Source organism: Micrococcus sp. KT16, assembly GCF_003315015.1.
Lineage (GTDB): Bacteria > Actinomycetota > Actinomycetes > Actinomycetales > Micrococcaceae > Micrococcus > Micrococcus luteus.
This window is the reverse complement of record NZ_QNRG01000002.1, coordinates 112,577-137,174: the sequence shown is the minus strand read 5'-3', so window position 1 is coordinate 137,174 and position 24,598 is coordinate 112,577. Positions and strand designations below refer to the sequence as shown.

Sequence of the window (24,598 nt, the reverse complement as noted above, 5' to 3'; positions counted from 1 at the left end):
GATGGACTGGCTGCTCGAGCCCTTCCAGATGGGATTCCAGCAGCGCGCCCTCGTCGGCGGACTCATCGCCGTGGTGATGTGCTCGGTCGTGGGCACGTGGCTGGTGCTGCGCGGGATGAGCTTCTTCGGGGACGCGTTCGTGCACGGTGTCCTGCCGGGCATCGCCCTGGCGGTCGTCACCGGTGGCAGCCCCCACCTCGGTGCGGCGGTGGCCGCCGTCGTCATGATGGCGGGCATCTCGCTGGTGCACCGGGCCACCACCCTCAAGGAGGACACCGCCATCGGCCTGCTCTTCGTGGGGATGATGGCCCTGGGCGTGGTGATCATCTCCAAGTCGGACTCCTACACGGGATCGCTCACGTCGATCCTGTTCGGCGATGTGCTGGGGGTCAGCGTGGACGGCATCGTGACCCAGGCGGTCATCGCCGTCGTGGTGATCGCCCTGGCCCTGCTGCTCTACCGGCCCCTGCTGGCACTGAGCTTCTCCGAGGTCAAGGCGCGCTCGCTGGGCATGCGACCGGGGCTGACGCACACGCTGCTGCTGGTGATGATCGGCGCGGCCGTGATCGGTTCGTTCCAGGCGGTGGGCACGGTGCTCGTGTTCGGCCTCCTCGTGGGACCGCCCGCGACGGCGGCGCTGCTGACGCGCAGCGTGCCCCAGATGATGCTCGTCTCCGTCGTGATCGGCGCGGCGTGCGTCGTCACCGGGCTCACCCTCAGCTACCGGCTGGGCACGGCGGGTTCGGCCACCATGGCGCTCATGCCGATCCTGCTGTTCTTCGTGGTGCTCGCCGTCCGCGCCGCCGTGCTGGCGCTCCTGGGCCGGCACGTGCGCTCGCGCGCGCAGCGTGAGCAGGAGGCGCCGGTCGTGGCCCTGCCCGGAGCGGAGGCCCCCCGATGAACGCGTCCTTCCCCGCGGGCGCCGCGGCGGCCACGCCTCCCCTCGCGGTCGCCCGGGCGCTCGAACTGCGCCACGGCTCGCACGTGGCCGTCCGGCCCTCCGACTTCACCCTGCCGGCCCGGCGGCTGATCGCGGTGATCGGGCCCAACGGCTCCGGCAAGTCCACGCTGCTGACCGCCCTGGCGGGCCTGAGCGACCCGGCCTCCGGTGCGCTGGAGGTGCTCGGCGAGAACCCGCGGCGGCGCTCGCAGCGCACCTCCTTCGTGATGCAGTCCATCGGCGTGCCCCAGGGAGTGCCGGTGACGGTGCGCGACGTCGTCGGGATGGGCCGGTACCCCACGCTCGGGTGGTTCCGCCCGTTCCGGAAGCAGGACCGGGACATCGTGCGGGCCGCCATGGAGCGCATGCAGGTCGCGGACCTGGCGCGGCGGCACCTCGACCAGCTCTCCGGCGGCCAGCGCCAGCGCGCCTACGTGGCCCAGGGCCTCGCCCAGGACCACGACGTGCTGCTGCTCGACGAGCCGATGACGGGCCTCGACATCGTCTCCGCCCGCACGATCGACGACCTCCTCCACGAGGAGCCGACGCGCGGGGTGTCCGTGGTCTACACGACCCACGATCTCGACGAGGCTGCGGAGGCGGACCATGTGGTCCTGATGGGCGGGCGTGTCGTGGCCTCCGGCCCGCCGCGGAACGTGCTCACGGTCGAGAACCTGGACATCGCCTACGGCCGGGGCGCCCTGCACGGGCCCTCCACGGCAGTCGAGGACCCGGCGGACTTCCTGGACGACCCCGCGGGCGGCATCCGCCACTGACCGGGGCCCGGCCCCGGGGTCAGGCCGCGCGGGTGCGCCCCTCGGCCCGGCAGCGGGCACAGACGCCGGTGATCTCCACCGTGTGGTCCGCGTCCGTGAAGCCGTGCTCCGCGGCGACGGCGGTGGCCCACGCCTCGACGTGGGGGGCGGTGACCTCGACGGTGGTCCAGCAGATCCGGCACACCAGGTGGTGATGGTGGCCCTCGTCCTCGCACCGGCGGTACACGGTCTCGCCGTCGTCGCGGCGGAGCATGTCCACGAGGCCGTCGTCGAGCTGCTGCTGCAGGGTCCGGTACACGGTGGCCAGCGAGACGCGTTCGCCCTGGTCCTGGAGGCGGGCATGGAGCTCCTGCGCGCTCACGAAGTCCGGGATGCGGTCCAGGGCTCGGTCGACGGCGGCCTTCTGCCGGGTCGCCCGGGGACGGGCGGCCCGGGGGCTGGGCTGGGGGGCGCTCACGGTGCTCACGACTCCTTCTGCGGCGGCTGCCGCCTCCTCCGCGCGGTCCGGAACAGGTCCGCGCGGGCCATCCTCCAGGTTATCAGCGGCGCCGAATGGGGCGTGGAGTAGGGTGTCCGGGTGCACAGCGAGAGCCCGGACCCATCCCCTGTCCCGGACCGCGACGGCGCCGCCCCCGATCGACCCGACCCGCTGATCGTCGTCGACGAGGGGCAGGGCCGCGTGGTCCCGGCGCCCACGGCGGCCCCGTCCTCGTCCCATGACGCCGGCGGCGACCCGGACGCGGACATCGACGGCGTCGACCCTGAGGCCGCCGAGCCGCCCACCCTGGTGACGGTGGACGTGCTGGCCGGCTGGCTCGGCCTGGCCCCCGTCGAGGACCTGCCGCCGGTGCCCGGGGGCCCGGCCTACGCCCAGCCGGGCCGATGCCGCCCGAACCGGGTGATCCTGCTCGACGTCCGGTTCCGGGCCACGGGGGGCGGGCCGGACCACGCCGCCTATCTCCAGGGCCATCTGCCCGGCGCCGTCTACGTCTCCCTGCCCAGCCAGGTCGCCGGCCACGCCGGTCCGGCGGCGGGGCGCCACCCCCTGCCGGACGCGCGCCAGTTCGCGGAGACCGTGCGGATGTGGGGGATCGACGAGGGGGACACCATCGTGGTCTACGACGACGACCACGGCCTGTCCGCCGCGCGCGCCTGGTGGCTGCTGCGCCACGCGGGGCTGCGGGACTCCGTGCTCCTGGACGGCGGCCTCGAGGCGTGGCGCGCCGCGGGCCTGCCCCTGCAGCCCGGTGAGGTCATCCCGGTGCCCGGCACCGCCCGGCCGTCGTGGGGCCGCATGCCCGTCGTGGACACGGCCGGCGCCGAGGCGATGGCCTCCGGCGGTCTGCTCCTCGACGCGCGGGCGGCCGAACGCTACCGCGGGGAGGTCGAGCCCTTCGACCCCGTGGCCGGGCACATCCCCGGGGCGCGGAACGTGCCCACGGCGGAGAGCATCGCCGAGGACGGCCGCCTGCGGCCCGCCGCAGAGCTGGCGGAGCGGTTCGACGCCGTCGGCGTGGACGACGCCACTCCCGTGGCCGTGTACTGCGGCTCGGGCATCACCGCGGCGCACGCCGTGCTCACCCTGGCCGTCGCGGGGCGACCCGGAGTGGCGCTCTACCCGGGTTCGTGGTCAGCATGGGTCCAGGACCCGTCCAACGCCGTCGCGGTCGGCCCCGAGCCCTACGGCGCGTCCGGCCGGGACTGACGAGCCCCGGGGCCCCGCCCCGCCGACCCCCAGGAGGACCCCCCATGGCCACCGTCTTCAGCAGGATCATCGCCGGCGAGCTGCCCGCCCGCTTCGTGTGGCAGGACCCGACGTGCGTCGCGTTCCTGTCCGCCGCGCCGCTCCAGCCGGGGCACACGCTCGTGGTGCCCCGTGAGGAGGTGGACGAATGGGTGGAGGTCGACCCGGCGCTGGTCACGCACCTGACGACGGTCGCCCAGCAGATCGGCAAGGCGCAGGTGGCGGCGTTCTCCGCCCGCCGGGCCGGGCTCATGATCGCCGGCTATGAGATCCCGCACCTGCACGTGCATGTGTGGCCCTCCACCTCGCTCGCCGACTTCGACCTGGCTCGCGTGGACAACGCCCCCGATCCGGCGGACCTGGACGACGCCGCCGCCCGCCTCCGCGCGGCCCTGCGGGACCTGGGCCACGGCGAGGTCGTCCCGCAGGACTGACGGCCCGCGCCGCCCGGGCCCGACTCAGGCGCGCGTGGCCCGGGCGAGCGCCTGACGCACCCGCTTCTCGGAGACCGAGACCGCCGTGCCCAGCTCCTGGGCGAAGAACGAGACGCGCAGCTCCTCGATGAGCCAGCGCACCCGCTCCAGCTCCGCGGGCACGGGCGTGCCCGCGAACCGGGCGCGGTGGGCCGCGACGGCGGCGTCGAACTCGTCCTCGAGCCCCTGCACCACCGCCATGTGCTGCCCGTCGCGCTGCAGGTGGCCGCCGGCGTCCAACCGGTCCAGGCGCGTCAGCATGCCCTGCAGGTAGCGCGGCAGGTGCTGCAGCCGCTCCCAGCCCGTGGTGGCCACGAAGCCGGGGAACACGAGCTGCTCGAGGTGTGCCTTCACGTCCGACAGCGCCGGCGCGAGGGCGAGCGAGACCGAGCCCTTGAGCCGGCGTCGCACCTGCGCGGCCCGGGAGAGCACCTGCTCCACCAGGGACGTGACGGCGAAGACCGTGTCGATCAGGTCGGCCCGCACCCGGTCGAACAGGGCGCGGAACGCGGCCTCGTCGAACGGCAGCTCGTCCCCGACGAGACGGTCCACGGCGGCCTGGGTGCAGTCCGCGACGAGGGAGTCCACCGAGCCGTGCGGGTTCTGGGTGAAGGTGAGCTTCTCCCTGTTGTCCAGGTGGTCCAGCACGTAGCGCTGTGGGCTGGGCAGGGTGGCCAGCAGCAGCCGGATCACCCCGGCCCGGTGCCAGGCCGCCTGGTCCTCCGCGGACCGGGCCACGGTCAGGCCGGCCGCGGGGCCGCCGTCGGGCGTGGTCTCGGGCACCAGGCTCGGGTAGCCCGTGATGGCGGGGCCGCGCGCCCCGGCCGCGGTGGAGACGGTCTTCGGCACCGTGCCGATGCTCCACGAGGTCAGCCCGTGCCGCTCCTCGAAGGCCGGCGTCGCGCCGGACCGCCCGGGGCCCTCCGGGCGACGGCGTCCCTCGGCCCCGGCCCGCGCGTCGGCCTGGGCACGGCCGCCGCGGCCCTTGCCGCGCGGCCCCGGCCGGGCCGAGGCGGGGTCGTCGGTGCCGGCGAGCCGGGCGGCGATCGCGGAGCGGTTGGCCTGCGCGAGCCGGGCCTGCAGCGCGGGCAGGTCCTGGCCGGCGCCCATCACGGCGCCGCGGGCGTCCACGACGCGGTAGTCCATCCGCAGGTGCAGGGGCACCGCGTCCGGGGCCCACAGTCCGGGCTCCACCACCACGCCGCGCACCCGGCGCACGGCCGCGGACAGCGCGTCCGGCAGCTCGTCCCGCAGCGGGTCGGCGTGGGCCTCGAGGTCCGCGACGAGCTGCTGGGCCACGTCCGGGGCGGGCACGAGGTTCTTGCGCACGGCCTTGGGCAACGCCTTGATGAGGGCGGTGACGAGCTCGACCCGCAGGCCGGGGACCAGCCACGCGAAGGGGCCGGGGGAGACCTGGTTGAGCAGCAGGATCGGCACGGCCACGGTCACGCCGTCGGTGCCGGCCGCGCCGGTCGGGTCGTACGTGTACTCGAGGTCGAGCTCCACGTCGCCGCCGGGCATCGGATACGCGAACGTGGTGGGGAACGCGTCGGTGTCCAGGTCCTCGGCGTCGGCGGTGAGCAGGGCGGCGACGTCGAGGTCCAGCAGGTCCGGCTGATCCTGGCGCGCCTTCTTCCACCACGCGTCGAAGTGCCGCTCGGAGACGACGTTTCCCGGGATCCGCGCGTCGTAGAAGGCGAACAGGTCCTCGTCCCCGATCCGCAGGTCGCGGCGGCGCAGGCGCGTCTCGAGGGCGTCGACCTCCTCGAGCGCAGCCCGGTTGCGGGCGAAGAACCGGTGACGCGTGCGCCAGTCGCCCTCCACGAGGGCGTGCCGGATGAACAGCTCGCGGGAGAGCTCCGGGTCGATCCGGCCGTACCGGACCGAGCGGTCCGGGATCAGGGTGACGCCGAACAGCGTCACCTTCTCGCGCGCGACGACGGAGCCCGCCCGCCGCGACCAGTGCGGCTCGTTGTAGGCCCGCTTGACGAGGTGACCGGCGACCTCCTCGGCCCACTCCGGCTCGATCCGGGCCACCGTGCGGGCCCACAGCCGCGAGGTCTCCACGAGCTCGGCGGCCATGACGAACGGGTGGCGCTTCTTGAACAGGGCGGAGCCGGGGAACACGGCGAAACGGGTGCCGCGGGCGCCCGCGTACTCGCGACGGCGCTCGTCGTAGGCGCCGATCTGCGAGAGCAGGCCCGTGAGCAGGGACTTGTGCACGGCCTCGTGCCGGCCCACCGGGTCCACGGGTCCGGCCTCGACGGTGAGGCCCACGTCCTTGGCGAGCTGGCGCAGCTGGCGCACCAGGTCCTGCCACTCCTGCACGCGCAGCCAGTTGATGTGCTCACGGCGGCACAGCTTGCGGAACTGGGAGCCGGAGAGCTCCTTCTGCCGCTCGTGCAGGTAGGCCCAGAGGTTCAGGATCGCGGAGAAGTCCGAGTTCTCGTCCGCGAACCGGCGGTGCAGCTCGTCCGCGGCCTCGCGCTGCTCCGTGGGGCGCTCGCGGGGGTCCTGGATGGTCAGGGCCGCGGCGATCACCATGACCTCCCGGACGCAGCCGCGTTCACCGGCCTCGAGGATCATGCGGCCCAGCCGCGGGTCAACGGGCAGACGGGCCAGGCGGCGTCCGACCCGGGTGATGGTGCCGGCGCGGGCGCCGCCGGCCTCGAGCGCGCCGAGCTCGGTGAGCGTGGTGGCGCCGTCGGTGACCTGTCGGCCGTCCGGGGGCTGGACGAAGGGGAACTCCTTGACGTCGCCCGGGGTGCGGGCCACACCGAGGGACAGCATCTGCAGGATCACCGAGGCCAGGGAGGTGCGCAGGATCTCCGGGTCCGTGAACTCGGGGCGGGAGAGGTAGTCCTCCTCCGAGTACAGGCGGATCGCGATGCCGTCCGAGGTGCGGCCGGACCGGCCCGCGCGCTGGTTCGCGCTGGCCTGGGAGACACGCTCGATCGGCAGGCGCTGCACCTTGGTGCGGTGCGAGTACCGCGAGATGCGCGCGGTGCCCGTGTCGATCACGTACTTGATGCCCGGCACGGTCAGGGAGGTCTCGGCGACGTTCGTGGCCAGCACGATCCGCCGGCGCACCCCGGCCCCGGCGCGGCCGAACACGCGGTGCTGCTCCGCCATGGACAGGCGGCCGAACAGCGGCAGGATCTCCGTGCCGGCCAGGCGCGTGGTGCCGGCGACGACGCCGGTCAGGTGGTCCGCGGCCTCGCGGATCTCCCGCTCGCCCGGCAGGAACACGAGGATGTCACCCGGCGGCTCGGCGGCCAGCTCGAGGACGGCGTCGCCGATCGCGTCGAGGGGGTCGCGGGTCTCGGCGGCGTCGTCCGCATCGTCCTCGGGGTCGTCGGGGGAGGGCTCGTCGGTCAGCGGCCGGTAGCGGATCTCGACGGGGTAGGTGCGCCCCGAGACCTCGATGATCGGCACCGGGACCACGCGGCCGCCGTCGTCGGCCTCCACCGCGTCCGCATGGTCCTCGCCCGCGGCCAGCGGCCGGCCGAAGTGCCGGGCGAAGCGCTCCGGGTCGATGGTGGCCGAGGTGATGATCACCTTCAGGTCCGGGCGCTGGGGCAGCAGGTTGCGCAGGTAGCCCAGGAGGAAGTCGATGTTGAGGCTGCGCTCGTGGGCCTCGTCCACGATGATCACGGAGTAGCGGCGCAGCTGCGGGTCGTGGGGGATCTCGGCCAGCAGGATGCCGTCCGTCATGACCTTGACCCGGGTGGCCTTCGAGGTCTGCGCCGTGAAGCGGACCTGGTAGCCGACCGTCTGCCCGATCTCCTCGCCCAGCTCCTGCGCGATGCGTTCGGCCACGGAGCGGGCGGCGATGCGCCGGGGCTGGGTGTGGCCGATCGAGCCGGCCTCCCCGAGCCCGAGGGCCAGGCACATCTTCGGCAGCTGCGTGGTCTTGCCCGAGCCGGTCTCGCCCGCGACGATCACCACCTGGTGGTCGCGGATCGCGGCCATGATCTCCTCACGGCGCTCCGCCACCGGCAGGTGTTCGGGGAACGTGATCGCGACGGCGTCGTGGGGCGTCGCGGACGGCTGCGCGGCGGGCGTGGAGGGCGGGGGAGTCTGCGTCATGACGGCCTCCATCCTAGGCGCGCGGGGGCCCGGGCCGACCCGGACGGGGCGAATCTGGGACGGACCTGGGACTGGGGCTGAGAGTCCGGATGTGATTCTCTGGAGCCCATGGACACGAACACCGTCTTCCTGTTGGCGGCGATCGGCCTCTATTTCCTCGCGATGATCGCGATCGGCCTGTACGCCTCCCGCAAGAACACCGACCTCGACGACTACATGCTCGCAGGACGCGACATGAAGCCGTCCGTCGCGGCGCTCTCCGCGGGTGCGTCCGACATGTCCGGCTGGCTCCTGATGGGCCTGCCCGGCGCGATCTACGCCGCGGGCCTGGTCGAGGGCTGGATGGCGGTCGGCCTGACCGTGGGCGCGTGGGTGAACTGGCGCGTGGTCGCCCCCCGCCTGCGCTCCTACACCGAGGTGGCCGGGAACTCGATCACGATCCCGTCCTTCCTCGAGAACCGATTCAAGGACCGCACGCACATCCTGCGGATCGTGGCCGGCCTGATCATCCTCGTGTTCTTCACCTTCTACGTGTCCTCGGGCATGGTGGCCGGCGGCAAGTTCGTCGAGTCCACCTTCGGCCCCGACTCCTTCTACGCCCAGGGCATCAGCATCAACTACCTCACCGGCATGCTCGTGGTCGCGGGCATCACGGTGCTCTACACCCTGTTCGGCGGCTTCCTCGGCGCCTCGCTGACGGACGTGGCCCAGGGCATCCTCATGTTCCTCTCCCTGCTGGCCGTCCCCATCGTCGTGATCCTGACCATGGGCGGCTGGGACGCCGTCGTCGAGGGCATCCGCGCCGCCGACGCCGCCGGCGGCGGAGTGAACCACTTCTCGATGTTCGAGAACGCAACGCTGATCGGCGTCCTGTCCTCCCTCGCCTGGGGCCTGGGCTACTTCGGCCAGCCGCACATCATCGTCCGCTTCATGGCCCTGCGCACCCCGCACGACGCGGCCGTCGCCCGGCGCGTCGGCATCGGCTGGATGGCGCTGTCGGTGTTCGGCGCCGTGATGGTGGCCCTCGTGGGCATCGCCTACTTCCAGGCCAACCCCGGCACCACGCTCGAGGACCCGGAGACCGTGTTCCTGGTGCTTGCCTCGATCATGTTCCACCCGTTCGTGGCCGGCCTGGTGCTGGCCGCCGTCCTCGCCGCGATCATGTCCACGCTCTCCTCGCAGCTGATCGTGTGCTCCTCCGCCCTGGTGGAGGACCTCTACATGCTGCGCGGGCGCACCGGGTCCTCGACGTTCACCCTGTGGCTCGGCCGCATCGGCGTGCTGGTGGTGGCGCTCGTGGCGGGTCTGCTCGCCCTCAACCCGGACTCCTCCGTGCTCGAGCTCGTCTCCTTCGCGTGGGCCGGCTTCGGCGCCGCCTTCGGCCCCGTGATCCTGCTCGCCCTGTACTGGCCGCGGTTCACCTCGTGGGGGGCGATGGCCGCCATGGTCACCGGCGCCGCCGTCGCCTGGGCGTGGTCGGAGGCCAGTGCCGAGACGTGGGAGTGGTTCGGCCTGTACGAGCTGCTGCCGGGCTTCGTCGCCGCCCTCGTGGTGGGTGTGGTGGTGTCCCTCGTGACCCAGCGCTCGCGCCGTGTGCAGCGGCGGATCGACGCCGAGTTCACCGGCGCGATCGACATCGTGGCCGGCCGTGAGCCGCACCCGGACGTGGCCCCGGCCGCCATGACGCGGGACGCCGCCGGGGGCTCGACCGCAGCCGCCGCGGATCCGCGCGCGCAGGCGTGAGGCTCTTCCTCGCGATCCGTCCGCCGAGGGCCGTGCTCGACCACCTCGAGCCGGCCTTCGACGGCGTCCGGGACCGGGCCGGACGCGCGCTGTGCTGGACCGAGCCGGAGCAGCGGCACCTGACGCTGGCGTTCCACCCGGAGGTGCCCGCCGGCGCCGTGGACGACGTCGTCGCCGTCGCCGGCCGCATCGCGGCGGGACATGGCCCGCTGGACCTGCACCTGGCCGGAGCGGGGGAGTTCTCGCACCGCACGCTCTGGGTGGGGGTGGGTGGGCAGGTCCGGGAGCTCGGCGCGCTCCTGGCGGAGCCCTGGCTCGCCGACGACGACGGCCGGGACCGCCGGCGCGCCCACCTCACCGTGGCGCCGGTCTCGGGGGCCGCGCTCCGACCTCGGGGTCGGAGGCGGGGCGAGCCCCGTCCGCCGGCGCCGGCCACCGTCCTGCTGGCCGAGGCCGTGCGCGCGCTCGCCGTGTACCGCGGGCCGGAGTGGACCGCCGACGAGGTCGAGGTCGTGGCGTCCCGGCTCGGCGAGGGCCGGTCCGGCGGGCCGCTGCACGAGGTGCTGGCGACCGTCCCGCTGCGCGGCTGAGGGGCCGACGGGGCGGCCGGAGCGGGAGACCCGCCCGGCCGACCCGGCCCCGGGTCAGCCCTCCAGGGGGCCCTGCACCGCGTACAGGCGCTTGTTGGCGAACTCGTCCACGGCCATGGGGCCGAGCTCGCGGCCGAAGCCCGAGCGCTTCACGCCGCCGAAGGGCAGGTTCGCGCCGGCGGCGGAGGCGAGGTTCACGTTCGCCATCCCCACCTCGAGCTGGTCGGCCACGCGCTTGGCCTCGTCCAGGTCCGTGGAGAACACGGCGCCGCCGAGACCGTACTGGGAGTCGTTGGCCAGCGCCACGGCCTCCTCGGCCGAGGACACCTTGTAGACCACGGCGGCCATGCCGAACAGCTCCTGCGTGTAGGCGGGGTTCTCCTGGTCCACGTCCGTGATCACGGCCGGGGAGACGTAGAAGCCCTCGCCCTCCGGGCCGGAGACGCGCTCGCCGCCCACGTGGACGGTGGCGCCGGCCTCCTTGGCCGCGGCGATCTGCTCGGTGAGCCCGTCGGCCGCGGACTCGGAGGACAGCGGGCCGTAGACGTCGGCGTCGCGCGAGGTCGGGTCGCCGGGCTTCATCGCCGAGGAGCGCTGGACCAGCTCATCCACGAAGTCGTCGTAGAGGTCCTCCATGACGATCATGCGCTTGTTCGAGTTGCAGGCCTGGCCCCAGTTGCCCATCCGGGTGGCCAGTGCGTCGCGGGCGGCCGCGCGGGCGTCCGGCGCGGAGAGCACGATGTACGGATCGGAGCCGCCGAGCTCGAGGACGACCTTCTTGAGGTGCCGGCCGGCCTGCTCGGCGACGGCGGCGCCGGCCCGCTCCGAACCGGTGAGGGACACGCCCTGCACGCGCGGATCGGCGATGATCGTGGAGATCTGGTCGTGGGTGGCGAACAGGTTCTGGTACACGCCCTCCGGCAGGCCGGCCTCGGTGAAGAGCTCTTCCAGCAGCTGCGCCACCTGCGGGTTGATCTCGGCGTGCTTGAGCAGGATGGTGTTGCCGAGCACGAGGTTCGGCGCCACGAAACGGGCCACCTGGTACACCGGGAAGTTCCACGGCATGATCCCCAGCAGCGGGCCGATCGGCAGCCGCTGGACGAACGCCTCCTGCCCGGAGAACTGCTTGATCGGCTGGTCCGCGAGCAGCTCCTCGGCCTCGTCCGCGTAGTACCCGAAGATCTGGGCGCTGTAGCGCACCTCGCCGACCGCCGCGCCGAGGGACTTGCCCATCTCCGTGGTGATCAGCGCGGCGATGTCCTTGGAGCGCTCGGCCAGCAGCTCGGAGATCCGCTTCACGACGGCGGCGCGCTCGGCCACCGACTTCCGGGACCACTGCTCGTACGCGGCCTGCGAGGCGTCGAGGGCGTCGGCGATCTGCTGATCCGTGGCGTTGTCGAAGGACTTCAGCAGCTCCCCGGTGGCCGGGTTGATCGTGCGGTAGCCCTGAGAGGCGGAGGTGGTGGTCATCAGTCGTCACCCTTTCGTGTGGACGTCCTGCGTTGAGCTCCCCATCCTGCCGGAGGCCCCCGCTCACTCCCAGATCCCGGACGCCCCTCTTCGCCACGAGCCGAGAAGGTGGGTGTCCACGACCCCGGCGGCCTCCATCAGGGCGAAGCACGTGGTCGGCCCCACGAATCGGCAGCCGTGCGCCTTCAGCGCCCTCGCGAGCGCGCGCGACTCCTCCGAGGCCGAGGGGACCTGCGCCACCGTCTCCGGCCGTGGGGTCGCGGCAGGCTGGTGCGCCCAGACCAGCCCCGCCAGACCGCGGGCCGGCCGGTCGCCGTCGCCGTGCCAGGCGGGGCCCGCGCCGGGGGAGCCCGGGTGCAGCGGGGTGAACCGCTCGCCGCGCATCCCGACGACGGCCTGCGCGTTCGCGATCGCCGCCTCGATCTTGCGCCGGTTCCGGATGATGCCGGGGTCCGCCAGCAGCGCCTCGACCTCCGCGTCCCCGAACGCCGCGACGGCGTCCGCGTCGAAGCCCGCGAACACCTCCCGGAACCGGGGCCGCTTGGCCAGGACGGTCCGCCAGCTCAGGCCCGACTGGAACGCCTCGAGGACGAGGCGCTCGAACAGGCCCCGCTCGTCCGTGACGGGCAGGCCCCACTCCGTGTCGTAGTACTCCCGCAGCAGCGGATCCCGTGCCGCCCACGGCGGGCGGGCCCGCCCGTCCTCACCCACGACGACGCCACTCGGCGGCGCCTGTCGCCCGTCGGCCGGTGGATCCTCGGCGAGGGTGGAGACGGGGGCGGGGAGGCCGTCGTCGGCGTGGTGCGCGCTCATGCATCCGAGCCTAGGAGCGGCCCCGGACATCCGGAACCGGAACGCGACGCCCGGGGACGCCACGCCGTCTGCGGACACCTGTGCAGGAGGCACGGCCGGACCTCGTCACTCGAGCCGCCCGGCCCGCAGCCGCCACGTGTGGTCGCACCGGGCCGCCACGGCGGGGTCGTGCGTGACGACCACGATCGCCCGCTCCGGCTGGGACATGGAGCGGAAGAGCCCCATCACCTCGTCGGTGCGCTCCTCGTCCAGGGCGCCCGTCGGCTCGTCGGCGAGCAGCAGGGAGGGCCCCATGATCACGGCCCGGGCGATGGCCACGCGCTGGCGCTCGCCGCCGGAGAGCCGGCCGACGGGGTGGTGGAGACGGTCTCCGAGCCCGAGGCGCGTCAGAAGCTCGGCGGCCATGGTGCGGCGCTCCCGCTTCGAGGTGCGCGGCCGCGCGTAGAGCAGCGGCAGGGCCGCGTTGTCCACGGCGGTCGCCCGATCGATGAGCAGATGGTCCTGGAGCACGATGCCGCACGTCCGGTTCCGGTAGGCGTCGCCGTCGGACGACCACGGTGCCGGCAGGCTCCGCCCGGCCACACGGATGCTCCCGGCGTCCGGTGTGTCAAGGCAGGCGAGGAGCCGCAGCAGGGTCGACTTGCCGGACCCGGAGGGTCCCATGATCGCGTGGACGCCGCCCCCGGGGACCTGGAGCGAGACGCCGCGGAGCACGGGGACATCCCCGGCGGGGCCGCGGTAGGAGCGGTGTACGTCGTGCACGGTGAGCAGGGACATCACACGGTCCTTTCGACGAGTGCCGCCGTGCGGACGGCCCGGTGCAGCTGGCGGAGGGGATGACGGGTGCACGCAGCGGCGATCGCCAAGACGACCGCCAGCCCGACCACGACGACGGCAGGCGCCGGACGCAGTCCGCCCGCTTCCGAGGCGATGCCGAGGCCGAGCAACGATCCGAGCACGGCCGGAATGCCCCATACCGCGGCCACGGATGTGGCGATCCGGAGCCGGATCAGTCGTCTGGGCGCCCCGACCGTCAGGTGCGCCAGCCACGTGGGCGTGAGTCGACGGGTCATGGTCGTCAGGAGGCTCACCACCGTCACGACGGCGCTGGCAAGCCCGGCGGTGTAGGCGGTGACCATGAGCGCGGCACCGCGGGCTTCTCGGGCGATCGGAGACCTGGCCGAGGCGATCGGGGCCAACTCGGCGACCACGCCCGTCTCGTCCTCGAGGACGTCGAGTACCGCTCTCACCTCGGAGGCCGCGTCCTGGCATGCCACGACGGAACCGTAGACCGCCGCGAGCTGGGCCGGTTCGATCAGGCCGGCCATGGTCGTCGTGCTGGTGACGATGACGGGCGACTCACCCAGGGGCCAGAGGGATCCGTCGGCCCGCGGCGCGGCCGCGTCCCCGGGGAGTGGGCCGGCATAGCTGTGGGGTGTGGACCCCACGTACACGGTGCCGCCCGGTGCCCCGGAGGTGATCGCGGCGGGAGCGAAGTACACACCCTCGGCGGGACTGACGGCAGCAGCGGCGCCGAACTCCCGGGCCAGACCAGGCGTGGCGATGACCGCCCCCTGCAGCCGGGGGTCCTCGATTCCGATGGCGTCCGTCACGAGGAAGGCACGGGGGTCGACTCCGTCGACATGGGCGGCGAACGCCCGGGAGACGGTGTCGACGGCGCGGGGGTGGAGGTCGGTCGTGACGGCGGGGTCCAGGATCCTGGTTGCCACCAGGCCCGACGACTCGGCGTCCTCGAGCACCTCGAGCGCCGTGGTCACTCCGCCGGCGACGCCCAGGGCCAGTCCGAACACGACCGACGCCACGGTCGTGTGCAGCAGGGACAGGAACAGCAGTCCGGGCGTGTCGAACAGGTCGCGGAGGCCGTCCGCAACGGCCCGCATGGCTGCCGTCATGCGTGTGCCCTTCGGACCCAGAGGGTGGACAGGGTCGTGCCGAGGATGAGGATGGCGTCCACGACGAGCACGGCGGACCAGAGGAGAGCGGTGTCGCCGGTGAGACCGATCTCCGCGTCCCACCGGGGCCATGCCACGAGCCAGACTCCGCCGGCACTCGCGGCGGCGGTCGTCCAGGCGACCATGGCGGGCCGGACACCGAGCCGGGCCGCTCGCAGTGGGGAGGCACCGACGAGGCGGTGCGAGGTGACGGCAGGGAGCAGTCGACTGCGCAGGGTCGTGCGCCAGACGACCTGTGCGCCCAGCAGGGCGAAGCCGGCGATCACGGCGAGCAGGGGCACATGGACACTGCGTCGCATCGCTGCCTCCCACGGCGGCGGGAGCGGGACGACGTCGACGACGACACCGGCCCGCCGCAGCGATTGGACGAGCTCGTCGACCTGGGCCGGTGAGCCGCCGATCACGCCGGCAAGGGACGAACTGTCGGTGGAGAGGAACGGGACCAGGAGGTCTGCTTCGGTGGCGCGATCCGGCGCGGAGGAGAGGTCTCGGACGACGACCCGATCGACGTCCGGCCAGCTCAGTTCGCCCGCAGCGGCACGTGCGGCAAAGGGGGAGGTGCTGGGGACGACCGCGGTCGGGGCGACGCCATCCGGGAGCACGTCCAGAGCAGGTCGGCCGGCGAGGGCAGTCACGTGGGGGCTCGTGGACGTGGCCGCAGAGCCGGAGTCCGGTCCCGTCAGCGACGTCCGGATCATGGGCCAGGCCTCGCCAGCGGGGAATGCCGAGATCTCGTACACCGTGCCGTCCATGCGCCAGCGTTCCTCCTTCTCCACCCCGACGTAGGACGCGAGGAGCGCTGCTGTTCCGAGCGTGATCAGGAGAAGGAGGAATCTCGAGACGAGCATCCGGGTCATCACGGCTGGCCCGAGGAGAGCTGAGCGGCTGGATGATGCCTCACCTGGGAAGCGCCCCTGGGGTGCGGACCGGCGGGGTCATGTCGACTTTCACGTCATATTCCATCCACTCAATTCCTGTGGGCGAATGGGACACGCATCACAGGGGCCTGACGGAATAGTGAGCCCAGTGTGTGTGTGAGTCAAGAGGCATCACCACTCGATCGACCACCGAGCGCACTGCCCCGTCCGTGGGGCCGCGCCTTCGCCGTCCCGGAGGGCCTTGTCCTGGCGATCGCGTCATGACCTGGTGGCGGCCCTCAGGTCATGACGCGATCGTCAGGTGGCGCAGGGGCGGGCCATCCCGCCCCACCTCACCCCGCGTCCGGCCTCAGGCGTCCGAGGCGGTGCGGATCGTCGGCTCGGGCAGGTACACGGACCCGCCGGCGGCCCGGAACTCCGCGGACTTCGCGGCCATGCCGGCCTCGGCGATCCGCGCCTGCTCGGACGCGCCGCCGAACTCGCTGCGGATGTCCTGGCTGATGCGCATGGAGCAGAACTTCGGCCCGCACATCGAGCAGAAGTGGGCGGTCTTGGCGGGCTCGGCCGGCAGCGTCTCGTCGTGGTACTCCTCGGCGAGCTGCGGATCCAGGCCGAGGCCGAACTGGTCGCGCCAGCGGAACTCGAAGCGCGCCTTGGACAGCGCGTCATCGCGGTCGCGGGCGCCGGGGTGGCCCTTGGCGACGTCGGCGGCGTGCGCGGCGATCTTGTAGGTGATCACGCCCGTCTTCACGTCGTCCCGGTCCGGCAGGCCCAGGTGCTCCTTGGGCGTGACATAGCAGAGCATCGCGGTGCCGTAGCGGGCGATCTCGGTGGCGCCGATGGCCGAGGTGATGTGGTCGTACGCCGGGGCGATGTCCGTGACGAGGGGGCCGAGCGTGTAGAACGGGGCGCCCTTGCACAGCTCCTGCTGGCGCTCCACGTTCTCCCGCACCAGGTGCAGCGGGATGTGGCCGGGGCCCTCCACCATGACCTGGACGTCGTACGCCCACGCCCGCTCCGTCAGCTCGGCGAGCGTGTCGAGCTCGGCGAACTGGGCGGCGTCGTTGGCGTCCGCCACGGAGCCCGGCCGCAGGCCGTCGCCCAGGGAGAACGCGACGTCGTAGCGCGCGAAGATCTCGCAGAGCTCGTCGTAGTTCTCGTAGAGGAAGTTCTCCTTGTGGTGGCCCAGGCACCAGCCGGCCATGATCGAGCCGCCGCGGGAGACGATGCCGGTCACGCGGTCCGCGGACAGCGGCACGTGGCGCAGCAGCACGCCGGCGTGCACGGTCATGTAGTCCACGCCCTGCTCGCACTGCTCGATCACGGTGTCGCGGAAGATCTCCCAGGTCAGGGCCTGGTGGTCGCCGCCGACCTTCTCGAGGGCCTGGTAGATCGGCACGGTGCCGATCGGCACGGGGGAGTTGCGCAGGATCCACTCGCGGGTGGTGTGGATGTCGTCGCCCGTGGACAGGTCCATCACGGTGTCCGCGCCCCAGCGGGTGGCCCACTGCAGCTTCGAGACCTCCTCGGCGATCGACGACGTCACCGCCGAGTTGCCGATGTTCGCGTTGACCTTCACGGCGAACGCCTTGCCGATGATCATCGGCTCCGACTCGGGGTGGTTCACGTTCGCCGGGATGATGGCGCGGCCGGCCGCGACCTCGGAGCGCACCAGCTCCACGTCCACGCCCTCGCGCAGGGCGACGTAGCGCATCTCCGGGGTGATCTCGCCGCGCCGGGCGTAGTGCATCTGGGTGACGCGCGCGCCCTCCTTGGCGCGCAGCGGGGGGCGGCGCTCGCCGGCCCACTCCTGTGAGGCGGCGCCGCGGCGCACGGCCGAGCGGCCGTCGTCGAGCAGGTCGCGCTCGCGGCCCTCGTACTCCTCGACGTCGCCGCGGGCGCGGATCCACTCGGCGCGCTGGGCCGGCAGGCCGCGCTCGGGCACGGAGCCCGGGCCCATGGTGCGGTAGACGGTCAGGGGCGCGTTGGGCGTGCCGTCGGGGGAGTCGTCCTGGTGGACCTCGGTGACGGGCACGCGGATGCCGTGCTCGGCGTCCTCGAGCCATCCCAGACGGTGCGTGGGGTAGTTCTCCTCGGCGACGACCTCGGCCGTCGACTCGGCTGCGGGCAGGGGGGTGCGCTCGGAAACGGACATGGCCGCTGCTCCTTCTTCCTTCGCCGGAATGACCCGGACAGGTTCAGACGGTCTCCGGGCGGCGTCAGCCCGGTCTCAGCCCCGTGCCGTGGGGCTCCCGTGGGATGCGAGCGACCCTAGCACGTCCCCCGCGGCGCCTCACCGTCCGCCGTCCGGCCATGCGGCCGGGCGCTCAGGCGCGCGCCGCGCGGGCCGCCCGGCGGCGTACCGTGGAGCGCTCGACGATCCACGTCACGACCAGCATCACGATGATGACGAGGCCGGCGTAGCCGAGGACGGGGTAGACGGTGCCCACGAGGTCGGAGAAGCCGACGCTCGAGAGCAGGGTGGCGGCCAGGGCCGTGACGACGGCGATGACCCAGCCCGGCACGCGGCGCATCGAGGACAGCAGGGCGATGCGCTCCACCCCGCCGTACAGGCACGAGACCGCCGTCGTGAACTGCGCCAGCAGCAGGACGACCGTGTACAGCAGGGCGGCCCAGCCGCCGATCATCGCGGCCAGCTCGACCATGGGCAGCTCGGCGCGGCCGATCAGCTGGGCGTGGGCGGTCATCGCGGCCATCACCGCGCCGGCCATCACCACGAGGCCCAGGGCCCCGAGCCCGGCCCCGGCGACGAGGGAGCGGCCCGACGAGGAGCTCTCCTCGCCGATCGGGGCGAGCACCGCGTAGGCCAGCTGGATGTTGAAGGCCACGTACAGCACGCCCGAGAGCCACCACTGGTTGATCAGCGGGGACGAGGTCACGAGCGCGGCGACGTCGTCCACCGCGGCCCCCGGGTTCGCCAACCCCCACACCGCGACGCCGACGGCGACCACGATGATCAGGGGGACCACCACGGCCTGGACGCGCACGAGGCCCGTGATGCCGGCCAGCACCGAGACCACGCAGACGGTGGCCATCACCAGCGAGCCCACGAGCGAGGGCAGCCCGAACGCGGTGTGCACCGCCGCCCCGGCCCCGGCCAGCATGATCACCAGCGTCCCCAGCAGGGACGTGGTGATGGACAGGTCCGCGAACCAGGTGGGCACGCGCGACGTCGTGGGGTTCACGATCCGGTGGATGTCCGTGGTCCGCAGCTTCTGCGCCAGCCGCAGCACGATCACCGCGAGCAGGAAGAACAGCGCGCCGGCGATCACGAGCGCCCCCGTGCCGCCCCAGAGGCCGAAGCTCACGAAGTACTGCAGGATCTCGTTGCCCGAGGCGTACCCGGCGCCGATGGTGGTGCCGATGAACGTGGCGGCGATCCCGAGCGGGGAGGTCGGCCGCAGCGGCGCCGACTCCTCGGCTCGGCCGGGGTGCGCGGGAGAGCTCTCTGTGACGTGGGACATGCGACTACATTCTCATGGGCGGGATCGGCCCGGCCCGGGCGGCCGATCCGCCCCGACCCGAAGGAGCCCCCGCATGACCTCCGCCGTCCCCCGTGTGCTCAGCATCGCCGGCTCCGACTCCGGCGGCGGCGCCGGTGTCCAGGCCGACCTGAAGACCATCGCCGCGTGGGGCGGCTACGGGATGACCGCGATCACCGCGATCACCGCCCAGAACACGCAGGGCGTGCAGGCCGTCCACCCGCTGCCGGTGGACGTGGTGCGCGCCCAGCTCGACTCGGTCGCCGCCGACATCGCCGTGGACGCCGTGAAGATCGGCATGCTCGGCACGGTGGAGCTCATGCGGGCCGTCGCCGGCTGGCTCGAGGAGACCCGGCCCGCCGTCGTCGTGCTGGACCCGGTCATGGTGGCCTCGAGCGGGGACGCCCTCACCGCGGTCGGCGACGACGACGGGCGCGCCGCGTGGGCCCGGCTGCTGCGGGTGGCGCACCTGGTGACACCCAACCTGCCCGAGCTGGCCCGGCTGACCGGGCGGGACGCGACGGACTGGGACGCCGCCCTCGACGCGGCGCGGGGCCTGGCCGCCGAGCACGGGGTGACGGTGCTGCTCAAGGGCGGGCACCTGGACGAGACCGAGGCGCCCGAGGCCGCAGCGGCGGAGGTGCCGGACGCCGTCGTGCGCGTGGGCGGGGCCGTGCACGAGGTGCGCGGCCCGCGCGTGACGACCCGCGCCTCGCACGGCACCGGCTGCACCCTCTCCTCGGCCCTGGCCACGCTGGCCGGGGCGGGCCTGAGCTGGGACGACGCACTCGAGCGGGCCAAGCCGTGGCTGGCCGACGCGATGCGGGCGGGGGAGGCGCTCGCGGTCGGGGACGCCTCGCGGCCGACGTGGCACGGGCCCGTCGACCACGGTCATGCGCAGCGGGGCTGAGGGCGGGACCTCCGGGCTTCGACACGTTCGAGGCGGGAAATCCGGCGAATACGCACCTCGGGACGTCCTATGAGGTCGATTTCCCGCCTCGAATGCCGGTGACCCGGACCTCCCGCTCCGCTCGAGCGTCCGGGTCCGCAGAACGCAGAAGAGCCGGACCACCGTGTCGCCACGGGGGTCCGGCTCTGTTCGCTCGTGCCCCCGGCAGGATTCGAACCTGCGGCCTTCTGCTCCGGAGGCAGACGCTCTATCCCCTGAGCTACGGAGGCGGGGGTCGCGACGCGTCGAGCGCGTTGCGGACTCGTCGACTCTACACCATCAGGACGGCCCGTCCGTGACCTCCCCGCGGGGCGCGTCAGCCGGGCAGGCCCGCGCGCAGGGTCCGGGCCGCGGCCTCGGGGTCCTCGGCCTGCGTCACGGCGCGGACCACCACGATCCGTTCCGCCCCGGCCGCGCGGACCTCGGGCAGCCGGTCCGCGTCGACGCCGCCGATGGCGAACCACGGCCGCGCCCCCGCCGGGTCCTCCGCGTCCAGGCGTGCGGCGAGGGTCGGCAGTTCCAGTCCGACGGCGGCCCGGCCCGGCTTCGTGGGCGTCGCCCACACCGGCCCCGTGCAGAAGTAGTCCAGGCCGTCCTCCGCGCGGGCGCCGCGCACCTGCGCCTCGGTGTGGCACGAGCGGCCGAGCACCACGTCCGGGCCCAGCAGGGCGCGGCACTGCGCGGTGGTCAGGTCGGTCTGGCCCGTGTGGAACACGTCCACCCCGGCCAGGGCGGCGACGTCGGCGCGGTCGTTGGCGGCCGAGAGCGCCCCGTGCTCCCGGGCCAGCGGGACGAGCGTGGCGAACGCGGCCAGCTCGACCGCCACGTCCACGGCCTTGTCCCGCACCTGGATCACGTCTACTCCGCCGCGGAACGCCGCCGCGCAGAAGTCGGCGAACGCGGCCGTGTCGAGCGTGCCGTCCGGGCGCAGGAACCGCTGCAGGTCGGTGCAGACGTACAGCCGGGAGGCGGCGAGGCGGGCGCGGCGGCGCGCGCCGGGGCCGGTGCCGCCGTCGTCGCGGCCGGCCGCGGTCATCAGGAGCGGATCGGGGGAGTGCATGCGCCCACTGTGGCAGACTGGCCGCTGTTCCATGGGAGCCCGGGCCGCACACGCCGGGCTGAGAGGGCCGCAGGGGCGCACCGCGCCGGCGCGGCCGACCATCACCACTCGATGCGGGTCATGCCGCCGTGAGGAGGACCGGTCCGTGCACGTGGCCGTCGTCGGGGCCGGGATCATCGGCCTCACCGCCGCCGTGCGTCTGCGTGCCGCAGGCCACGCCGTCACCCTGATCGCCCCCGAGCTGGACGCCGCCGGGCGCCCGCACGCCGTGGCCGGGGCCACCCACGCCGCGGCGGGGATGCTCGCGCCGCTCGCCGAGACCCAGTTCAGCCAGGACGACCTCGCCCCGCTGCTGCAGGCCGGCTGGGAGGCCTACCCGGCCCTCGTGGACCTGCTCGCCGCCTTCACCGATGTGGAGACGGGCTTCCTCGCACAGGGCGCCTGGATCGTGGCCGCGGACCCCTCGGACGCCCGCGCCTGGGACCACGTGCTCGAGCACGCCTCGATCCTCGGTCGCCGGGTCGAGCCCGTCTCCGTCCGCGCGCTGCGCCGCGCCGAGCCCGCCCTGGCCCCGGGCCTGGCCGCCGGCTTCGACGCCCCGGACGACCATCAGGTGGACCCGCGACGGCTCGCCGCCGCCTGCGTCGCCGCCCTGCGCGCCGAGACCGGACCCGACGGCGGCCCGCTCCCGGTCGGCGCCGGACCCGCCGCCCGGTTCGTGGCCGGACGCGTCACCGCCGCCGGCCCGGAGGGCGAGGGGGTGCGCCTCACGCTGGCCGACGGGGGCGTCCTCACCGCCGACGGCGCGGTCCTCGCCGCGGGCCTGGGCCACCGCGGGATCGGCGGCGCGGCCACCGCCGTCGAGGTCCCGCTGCGCCCCGTCCACGGCGACGTGCTGCGTCTGCGGGTGCGCCCCGAGCAGCTGCTGCCGGGGGAGTCGCACCTGATCACCCGCACCGTCCGCGGCCTCGTCCACGGGCGCCAGGTCTACCTCGTGCCCCGCGCGGACGGCACCCTCGTGGTCGGCGCCTCGGCCCGCGAGGACGGCCTGGCCGGCACCTCCGCCGGGGCCGTGCTGGACCTGCTCGCCGACGCCGCCGCGATCCTGCCCGCCGTCCGCGAGTGCGAGCTGGTCGAGATCACCACCGCCGCCCGCCCCGGCACCCCCGACGACGCCCCGCGCGTGCTTACCGTGCCCGAGGCCCCGGGCGCCGTCGTCGCCACCGGCTTCCACCGTCACGGGATCCTGCTCGCCCCCTGGGCGGCCGGGCGGATCCTCGAGCTGCTGCACGCCCGCCTGAAGGAGATCGCATGAGCACCCTCACCCTGACCCTCAACGGAGAGCCCGCCGAGCTGGCCGTGGCCACCGTCCGCGACGTCGTCGCGCACGTCACCGGGCGCGCGATCGGCGAGGACGGCGCCGCCGCGGATGGGCGGCGGCTCGGCGTGGCCGTGGCGGTCGGCGGCGAGGTCGTGCCCCGGTCGGCCTGGGCCACCCGGGCGCTGGCCGCCGGGGACGAGGTCGACGTCGTCACCGCGGTGCAGGGGGGCTGAGCGATGGCCGAGCACCGCACCCCGCCCGCCGCCCCCGCGATCCCGCCGCTGCGGATCGGCGGCTACGACCTGGCCTCCCGGCTCATCATGGGCACGGGCGGCATCACCGACCTCACCGCCCTGGAGGGCGCCCTCGTCGCCTCCGGCACCACGCTCACCACCGTGGCGCTGCGCCGCTGGTCCGCGGACACCCGTGACGGCCTGGTCGCGCTGCTGGACCGCCTCGGTATCGACGTGCTGCCCAACACCGCCGGGTGCTACACCGCCCGGGACGCCGTGCTCACCGCCCGGCTCGGCCGGGAGGCGCTCGAGACCGACCTCGTGAAGGTCGAGGTCATCGCCGACGAGCGCACCCTGCTGCCCGACGTCGTCGAGACCCTCGAGGCCACCGAGCGGCTCGCCGCCGACGGCTTCACCGTCCTGGCCTACACGTCGGACGACCCCGCCATGGCGCTGCGCCTCGAACAGGCCGGCGCCGCCGCCGTCATGCCGCTGGGCTCGCCGATCGGCTCGGGGCTGGGCATCCTCAACCGCGCACACCTGGAGCTGATCGTCTCCCGCGCCTCCGTGCCGATCGTGCTCGACGCCGGCGTGGGCACCGCCTCGGACGTCGCCCTGGCGATGGAGGCCGGCTGCGACGCCGTGCTCGCCGCCTCGGCGATCACGCGCGCCGCCGAGCCCGCCCGCATGGCCCACGCGTGCCGGCTCGCGCTCGAGGCGGGCTTCCACGCCCGCCGTGCCGGGCGCATCCCGCGCCGCGAGCACGCCCTGGCCTCCTCGCCGATGGCCGGGCGGGTCACGGCCGAGGAGGACGAGCGGTGACCGCCGCCCTGGACCCCGCCGCCCGCGAGCCCCGCGACCTCACCGCGCTGTCCGACACCCAGCTCGAGCGCTTCGCCCGCCACCTGAGCCTGGACGGCTTCGGCCCAGAGGCCCAGCTGGCGCTGCTGCGCTCCCGCGTCCTCGTGGTCGGCGCCGGCGGCCTCGGGGCGCCCGTGCTGACCTACCTCGCCGCCGCGGGCGTGGGGGAGGTCCACGTGATCGACGACGACGTGGTGGACCGTTCCAACCTGCACCGCCAGGTGATCCACGCCGAGGCGGACCTCGGCCGCCCCAAGACCGCCTCCGCCGCCGCGACGATGCGCGGCCTGCACCCCGAGGTGCGCGTGGTCGAGCACCGCGAACGCCTGACCGCGGCCAACGCGCTCGAGCGGGTCGGCGCCGTGGACCTCGTGCTCGACGGCACGGACAACTACGCGACCCGCTACCTCGTGGCCGACGCGTGCGAGATCGCCGGCGTGCCCGTGGTGTGGGGCGCGATCCTGCGGTTCGCGGGGCAGGTGAGCGTGTTCGCCCCGGGCGGGCCGCTGTACCGGGACGTGTTCCCGGAGCGTCCCGAACCCGGCGAGGTGCCCTCGTGCGCGCAGGCCGGGGTGCTCGGGGTGCTGCCCGGGATCATCGGCTCCCTCATGGCGGCCGAGGCGATCAAGCTGCTCTCCGGGGTGGGCGAGCCCCTGGTCGGGCGGCTGCTCTCCGTGGACGCCCTGACGATGCGCTTCCGTGAGCTGCGGCTCGTGGCCGACCCCGAGCGGACCCCCGTGACGGACCTGTCCGCCCACGCGGCCCAGGCCCCCCGCCCGGACGACGCCGACGCCCCCGACTCGGCGGAGGCGTGCGGCGCCGCGGGCGGGGAGATCGCCCCCGCCGCGCTGGCCGCCCTGCTCGCCGACCCCGCCCGGGCCGCGTCCCTCACCCTGCTCGACGTCCGCGAGGACTGGGAGCGCCGCCTGCGCCGCGTCGAGGCCCCCGCGGCGGTGGCCGATCGACACGTCCCGCTCGAGGCCGTCCTCGCGGAGCCGGCGGCCCACGCGCCCGGGCAGGACCGCGTCCTGGTGGTCTACTGCGCCGCCGGAGCCCGCTCGGCCCGGGCGCGGGACGCCGTCGTCGGGGCCGACCCGGGCGCCGGCGGGCGCGTCCTGTCCCTCGCCGGCGGCCTCGCCGCCTGGCCCGCCTGACCCCCCCCACCCCGACGAACCCTGCGAG

At 74.2% G+C, this 24,598-nt stretch carries 21 protein-coding genes, 1 tRNA gene and 2 riboswitches; of the genes, 11 read left to right on the top strand and 11 right to left on the bottom strand.

Annotated features, from left to right (window positions below):
• Position 1 precedes the first annotated feature (1 nt).
• Complete coding sequence (locus tag DE149_RS02730) at positions 2-901, top strand: metal ABC transporter permease (RefSeq protein ID WP_041104321.1); 900 nt, start codon at positions 2-4, stop codon at positions 899-901.
• Positions 898-1,716, top strand: coding sequence for a metal ABC transporter ATP-binding protein (locus DE149_RS02725; RefSeq protein ID WP_113913912.1), 819 nt, complete (start codon positions 898-900; stop codon positions 1,714-1,716). The genes DE149_RS02730 and DE149_RS02725 overlap by 4 nt, the downstream gene beginning before the upstream one ends.
• A 19-nt stretch (positions 1,717-1,735) precedes the next feature.
• On the opposite strand, the gene DE149_RS02720 is transcribed toward DE149_RS02725, so the two are convergent.
• Positions 1,736-2,182, bottom strand: a complete 447-nt coding sequence (locus DE149_RS02720; protein ID WP_036337773.1) for a Fur family transcriptional regulator — start codon at positions 2,180-2,182, stop codon at positions 1,736-1,738.
• Positions 2,183-2,293: 111 nt separating this feature from the next.
• Here DE149_RS02720 and DE149_RS02715 point away from each other — a divergent pair, with 111 nt between their 5' ends.
• Together DE149_RS02715 and DE149_RS02710 are read left to right on the top strand one after the other, a co-directional pair.
• Positions 2,294-3,421 carry a sulfurtransferase gene (locus tag DE149_RS02715; protein ID WP_113913911.1) on the top strand — a complete coding sequence of 376 codons (1,128 nt, stop codon included), beginning with the start codon at positions 2,294-2,296 and terminating at the stop codon, positions 3,419-3,421.
• 44 nt (positions 3,422-3,465) lie between these two features.
• Positions 3,466-3,894: an HIT family protein gene (locus tag DE149_RS02710; protein ID WP_044659226.1), complete on the top strand. Its 429-nt coding sequence runs from the start codon at positions 3,466-3,468 to the stop codon at positions 3,892-3,894.
• Positions 3,895-3,918: 24 nt separating this feature from the next.
• On the opposite strand, the gene hrpA is transcribed toward DE149_RS02710, so the two are convergent.
• Positions 3,919-8,022 (bottom strand): ATP-dependent RNA helicase HrpA, encoded by a 4,104-nt coding sequence (hrpA, locus tag DE149_RS02705; protein ID WP_113913910.1) that lies wholly within the window; start codon positions 8,020-8,022, stop codon positions 3,919-3,921.
• A 108-nt stretch (positions 8,023-8,130) separates the two neighbouring features.
• Here hrpA and putP point away from each other — a divergent pair, with 108 nt between their 5' ends.
• Positions 8,131-9,765, top strand: a complete 1,635-nt coding sequence (putP, locus tag DE149_RS02700; protein ID WP_020625160.1) for a sodium/proline symporter PutP — start codon at positions 8,131-8,133, stop codon at positions 9,763-9,765.
• A gap of 32 nt (positions 9,766-9,797) precedes the next feature.
• Positions 9,798-10,355, top strand: a complete 558-nt coding sequence (locus tag DE149_RS02695; protein WP_233490693.1) for a 2'-5' RNA ligase family protein — start codon at positions 9,798-9,800, stop codon at positions 10,353-10,355.
• 54 nt (positions 10,356-10,409) lie between these two features.
• On the opposite strand, the gene DE149_RS02690 is transcribed toward DE149_RS02695, so the two are convergent.
• From DE149_RS02690 to DE149_RS02660, 7 genes are all read right to left on the bottom strand, one after another.
• Positions 10,410-11,825, bottom strand: coding sequence for an NAD-dependent succinate-semialdehyde dehydrogenase (locus DE149_RS02690; protein WP_101965575.1), 1,416 nt, complete (start codon positions 11,823-11,825; stop codon positions 10,410-10,412).
• A 63-nt stretch (positions 11,826-11,888) separates the two neighbouring features.
• Positions 11,889-12,638, bottom strand: a complete 750-nt coding sequence (locus tag DE149_RS02685) for a DNA-3-methyladenine glycosylase I (protein WP_020624982.1) — start codon at positions 12,636-12,638, stop codon at positions 11,889-11,891.
• Positions 12,639-12,743: 105 nt separating this feature from the next.
• Positions 12,744-13,415, bottom strand: a complete 672-nt coding sequence (locus DE149_RS02680) for an ABC transporter ATP-binding protein (RefSeq protein WP_101965573.1) — start codon at positions 13,413-13,415, stop codon at positions 12,744-12,746.
• Entirely contained in the window at positions 13,415-14,551 is a 1,137-nt protein-coding gene (locus DE149_RS02675) for a hypothetical protein (protein ID WP_233490692.1), read from the bottom strand. Before DE149_RS02675 ends, DE149_RS02680 begins: the two co-directional genes overlap by 1 nt.
• Positions 14,548-15,468, bottom strand: a complete 921-nt coding sequence (locus DE149_RS02670) for a hypothetical protein (RefSeq protein WP_049147226.1) — start codon at positions 15,466-15,468, stop codon at positions 14,548-14,550. Before DE149_RS02670 ends, DE149_RS02675 begins: the two co-directional genes overlap by 4 nt.
• A 370-nt stretch (positions 15,469-15,838) precedes the next feature.
• Positions 15,839-17,644 carry a phosphomethylpyrimidine synthase ThiC gene (thiC, locus tag DE149_RS02665; RefSeq protein ID WP_036341386.1) on the bottom strand — a complete coding sequence of 602 codons (1,806 nt, stop codon included), beginning with the start codon at positions 17,642-17,644 and terminating at the stop codon, positions 15,839-15,841.
• Positions 17,641-17,755, bottom strand: a riboswitch (TPP riboswitch). It overlaps the preceding gene by 4 nt.
• A gap of 61 nt (positions 17,756-17,816) precedes the next feature.
• The gene (locus tag DE149_RS02660; protein ID WP_044659217.1) at positions 17,817-18,974 is read right to left on the bottom strand and encodes a membrane protein; all 1,158 of its coding nucleotides are present in this window, start codon (positions 18,972-18,974) and stop codon (positions 17,817-17,819) included.
• A 73-nt stretch (positions 18,975-19,047) separates the two neighbouring features.
• On the opposite strand from DE149_RS02660, the gene thiD reads away from it, so the two are divergent.
• Positions 19,048-19,902 (top strand): bifunctional hydroxymethylpyrimidine kinase/phosphomethylpyrimidine kinase, encoded by an 855-nt coding sequence (gene thiD, locus DE149_RS02655; RefSeq protein ID WP_044659216.1) that lies wholly within the window; start codon positions 19,048-19,050, stop codon positions 19,900-19,902.
• 196 nt (positions 19,903-20,098) lie between these two features.
• Here the strand turns inward: thiD and DE149_RS02650 are convergent.
• Both DE149_RS02650 and thiE read right to left on the bottom strand, forming a co-directional pair.
• A tRNA-Arg gene (locus tag DE149_RS02650) sits at positions 20,099-20,171 on the bottom strand.
• An 86-nt stretch (positions 20,172-20,257) separates the two neighbouring features.
• Entirely contained in the window at positions 20,258-21,001 is a 744-nt protein-coding gene (gene thiE, locus DE149_RS02645) for a thiamine phosphate synthase (RefSeq protein WP_036316591.1), read from the bottom strand.
• Between the two features lie 21 nt (positions 21,002-21,022).
• A riboswitch (TPP riboswitch) is annotated at positions 21,023-21,153 on the top strand.
• Here thiE and DE149_RS02640 point away from each other — a divergent pair.
• The 4 genes from DE149_RS02640 to moeB all read left to right on the top strand — a co-directional run bounded on the left by DE149_RS02640 (position 21,147) and on the right by moeB (position 24,570).
• Complete coding sequence (locus DE149_RS02640) at positions 21,147-22,316, top strand: FAD-dependent oxidoreductase (RefSeq protein ID WP_073115808.1); 1,170 nt, start codon at positions 21,147-21,149, stop codon at positions 22,314-22,316. Its footprint overlaps the riboswitch before it by 7 nt.
• Complete coding sequence (thiS, locus tag DE149_RS02635; RefSeq protein WP_036381688.1) at positions 22,313-22,555, top strand: sulfur carrier protein ThiS; 243 nt, start codon at positions 22,313-22,315, stop codon at positions 22,553-22,555. The genes DE149_RS02640 and thiS overlap by 4 nt, the downstream gene beginning before the upstream one ends.
• 3 nt (positions 22,556-22,558) lie before the next feature.
• The gene (locus DE149_RS02630; protein ID WP_036316581.1) at positions 22,559-23,377 is read left to right on the top strand and encodes a thiazole synthase; all 819 of its coding nucleotides are present in this window, start codon (positions 22,559-22,561) and stop codon (positions 23,375-23,377) included.
• Complete coding sequence (moeB, locus tag DE149_RS02625; RefSeq protein ID WP_113913909.1) at positions 23,374-24,570, top strand: molybdopterin-synthase adenylyltransferase MoeB; 1,197 nt, start codon at positions 23,374-23,376, stop codon at positions 24,568-24,570. Before DE149_RS02630 ends, moeB begins: the two co-directional genes overlap by 4 nt.
• Positions 24,571-24,598 lie beyond the last annotated feature (28 nt).

Coding starts and splice junctions, on each gene's coding strand:
- DE149_RS02730 (WP_041104321.1), top strand. CDS start 2: ATGGACTGGCTGCTCGAGCCCTTCCAGATGGGATTCCAGCAGCGCGCC.
- DE149_RS02725 (WP_113913912.1), top strand. CDS start 898: ATGAACGCGTCCTTCCCCGCGGGCGCCGCGGCGGCCACGCCTCCCCTC.
- DE149_RS02710 (WP_044659226.1), top strand. CDS start 3,466: ATGGCCACCGTCTTCAGCAGGATCATCGCCGGCGAGCTGCCCGCCCGC.
- hrpA (WP_113913910.1), bottom strand. CDS start 8,022: ATGACGCAGACTCCCCCGCCCTCCACGCCCGCCGCGCAGCCGTCCGCG.
- putP (WP_020625160.1), top strand. CDS start 8,131: ATGGACACGAACACCGTCTTCCTGTTGGCGGCGATCGGCCTCTATTTC.
- DE149_RS02690 (WP_101965575.1), bottom strand. CDS start 11,825: ATGACCACCACCTCCGCCTCTCAGGGCTACCGCACGATCAACCCGGCC.
- DE149_RS02685 (WP_020624982.1), bottom strand. CDS start 12,638: ATGAGCGCGCACCACGCCGACGACGGCCTCCCCGCCCCCGTCTCCACC.
- DE149_RS02680 (WP_101965573.1), bottom strand. CDS start 13,415: ATGTCCCTGCTCACCGTGCACGACGTACACCGCTCCTACCGCGGCCCC.
- DE149_RS02675 (WP_233490692.1), bottom strand. CDS start 14,551: ATGACGGCAGCCATGCGGGCCGTTGCGGACGGCCTCCGCGACCTGTTC.
- DE149_RS02670 (WP_049147226.1), bottom strand. CDS start 15,468: ATGACCCGGATGCTCGTCTCGAGATTCCTCCTTCTCCTGATCACGCTC.
- thiC (WP_036341386.1), bottom strand. CDS start 17,644: ATGTCCGTTTCCGAGCGCACCCCCCTGCCCGCAGCCGAGTCGACGGCC.
- DE149_RS02660 (WP_044659217.1), bottom strand. CDS start 18,974: ATGTCCCACGTCACAGAGAGCTCTCCCGCGCACCCCGGCCGAGCCGAG.
- thiD (WP_044659216.1), top strand. CDS start 19,048: ATGACCTCCGCCGTCCCCCGTGTGCTCAGCATCGCCGGCTCCGACTCC.
- thiE (WP_036316591.1), bottom strand. CDS start 21,001: ATGCACTCCCCCGATCCGCTCCTGATGACCGCGGCCGGCCGCGACGAC.
- thiS (WP_036381688.1), top strand. CDS start 22,313: ATGAGCACCCTCACCCTGACCCTCAACGGAGAGCCCGCCGAGCTGGCC.
- DE149_RS02630 (WP_036316581.1), top strand. CDS start 22,559: ATGGCCGAGCACCGCACCCCGCCCGCCGCCCCCGCGATCCCGCCGCTG.